The organism is Micromonospora sp. AMSO12t, from assembly GCF_008806585.1.
Lineage (GTDB): Bacteria > Actinomycetota > Actinomycetes > Mycobacteriales > Micromonosporaceae > Micromonospora > Micromonospora reichwaldensis.
On sequence record NZ_WAAS01000461.1, the window covers coordinates 1 to 2,309 of the forward strand.

At 71.2% G+C, this 2,309-nt stretch carries 3 protein-coding genes; all 3 read right to left on the bottom strand.

What is annotated here, in order from left to right; all coding sequences use genetic code 11:
- A partial coding sequence (locus tag F6X68_RS32225) for a cellulose-binding domain-containing protein (RefSeq protein ID WP_192581641.1) occupies window positions 1–438 on the bottom strand: 438 nt, incomplete at its 3' end.
- 288 nt (window positions 439–726) lie between these two features.
- The gene (locus F6X68_RS32230) at window positions 727–1,962 is read right to left on the bottom strand and encodes a S8 family peptidase (protein WP_151457771.1); all 1,236 of its coding nucleotides are present in this window, start codon (window positions 1,960–1,962) and stop codon (window positions 727–729) included.
- A gap of 77 nt (window positions 1,963–2,039) precedes the next feature.
- Window positions 2,040–2,309, bottom strand: a 270-nt coding sequence (locus F6X68_RS34545) for a hypothetical protein (RefSeq protein WP_225852564.1), incomplete at its 5' end; no start/stop codon positions are given.

Here is a 2,309-nt window from a genome sequence, read left to right on the forward strand (position 1 = left end):
GGTCGGCGTGGTCGCGCCCGTGCAGGCGGTGCCGTTGAGGGTGAACGCCGTCGGCGCGGGGTTGGCGGCGCTCCACGTGCCGTTGAACCCGATGCTGGTCGACGCACCGGTCGCCAGCGCGCCGTTCCAGCTCACGTTGCGCGCGGTGACGGCGGCGCCGGCCTGGCTCCAGGTCGCCGACCAGCCCTGGCCGACCCGTTGGCCGGCGTCGGGGAAGGCGAAGCCGAGCGTCCAGCCGTCGACCGCGTCGCCCAGGTTCTTGATCGTGATGTTGGCGGTGAAGCCGCCGGACCAACTGCTGGTGGTGTAGGTGACGGCGCAGCCGGTGGCGGCCTGGGCGCTGGCGACCGGGACCGCGGCCGACGCCGCGACGGTCAGCGCGCCGACCGCGCCGGCCATGACCAGGGTGCGCCGGGACGGGCGCGGTAGGAGCTTCATACGGGTGCCTTCGCTTCCGATCGGTGGTGGGGGTGCCGGCAGCGCAGGGCGGCGGGACGCCACGTCCGCCCGACGGGTACGGCAGTTCGTACGCCGACGGCCCGCAGGCGGGTCGTCGGGCCAGGAGCCTCGCGACAGATCCCCGCCCACGGGCCCGGGAGCGCTCCCACTGACGGCAGCTTAGGCGCGCCCCGGGCTCCCCGCAACATGGACACCCGTCGACGTCTTCCGCACGCGCGCCGGCCCCGGGGCGCGGACGCCCCGGGGCCGGTGTGCCGACGGTGTCGGTCAGAAGGTGGGAGCCAGGTAGAGCAGGCGGTTCGGCGAACCGGTGCCCGGGTTGGTGATCACGTTCGGGGTGGCCTGGCTGACGATGTACGAGTGGACCTGGGCGGGCGTCCAGCTCGGGTTGACGCTGAGCACCCGGGCAGCCGCGCCGGCGACGTGCGGCGAGGCCATCGAGGTGCCGCTGATGGACGAGGTGGCGGTGTCGCTGGTGGACCAGGCCGACAGCACGCCCACGCCGGGGGCGAACAGGTCGGTGCAGGTGCCGTAGTTGGAGAACGACGCGCGGGCGTCGTTGCTCTGCGAGGCGTTGACGGTCAGCGCCGTCGGCACGGAGGCCGGCGAGAAGTTGCAGGCGTTGGCGTTCGAGTTGCCGGAGGCCACGGCGTAGGTGATGCCGTCGGCGATCGAGTTCGCCACGGCGGTGTTCAGGGCGGCGTTGGTCGAACCGCCGAGGCTCATGTTCGCCACCGCCGGCTGGCCCGCCTGGTGGTTCGAGGTCACCCAGTTGATGCCGGCGATGACCTGCGCCCAGGTGCCGCTGCCCTGGCAGTTCAGCACGCGGACGGCCACCAGCCGGACGTCCTTCGCCACGCCGTAGGTGTTGCCGCCGACGGTGCCCGCGACGTGGGTGCCGTGGCCGTTGCAGTCGGCGGCCGGCAGCGCGTTGTCGATCGCGTCGTAGCCGTCGACGGCCTGACCGGCGAAGTCGACGTGGGTGGTCCGGATGCCGGTGTCGATGATGTACGCCGTCACGCCGGTGCCGCTGCTGTTCCAGGTGTAGGTGCGGCTCAGCGGGAGGTTCCGCTGGTCGATGCGGTCCAGGCCCCACGGCGGGTTGTTCTGGGTGGCCGTCGTCGTCACGGTGTGGTTCTGCTCGACGTAGGCGACGTCGGGGTGCGCGGCGAGGCGCTTGGCGGCCCGCTCGGAGAGCTTCACCTCGAAGCCGTTGAGCGCGTCACCGTAGACGTGCCCGACGCTGCCGCCGAAGCGGGCGGCGAGGGAGCCCGCCGTGCTCTTCACCTCGCCCTGCCGGGTGCCGGCGCGACCGCCGACGCTGGTGTCCTTGAGTACCACGATGTAGCTGTCGGCCACGGCGGTCGCGCCACCGGCGCTGAGGATCTCGCCGGTGGCCGAGGCCGCCGCCGGTGCGCCGATCATGGTGGTGACCATGGCGGCGCTGGCGAACACGCTGGCCGCAGCGGCGAGGGTCCGCCGATGAGTGCGAGGGAGTGACATCTCCCGGTCCTCCTACTGTGGTGGCCCCCGGGTGGCTCGTGGCACACCCGACAGGCGGTCTGGACGATGAGCAAACCTTAGCCGCCACATTCATGATCGTGAATTTTGTTGATGTTCACGATATGAGAAAGATGTTGAAAAGCATTGGCCGTGAATGCCTTGCGTGAAACGGGATTCCATTGAGATGCGTCGACTTTGCTGGTTGACTGTCGGGGGAGCACCGGGCCGTCACACACCGCACCTCGACCTGTGACAGGAGTTCCTCCACCATGCTCCGAAGGCCCCTGCTCCACGCCCTGCTCGCCGCGCTGGCGGCGATCCCCCTCACCCTCGCCGCCGGGCTCACC

Coding starts and splice junctions, on each gene's coding strand:
- F6X68_RS32230 (WP_151457771.1), bottom strand. CDS start 1,962: ATGTCACTCCCTCGCACTCATCGGCGGACCCTCGCCGCTGCGGCCAGC.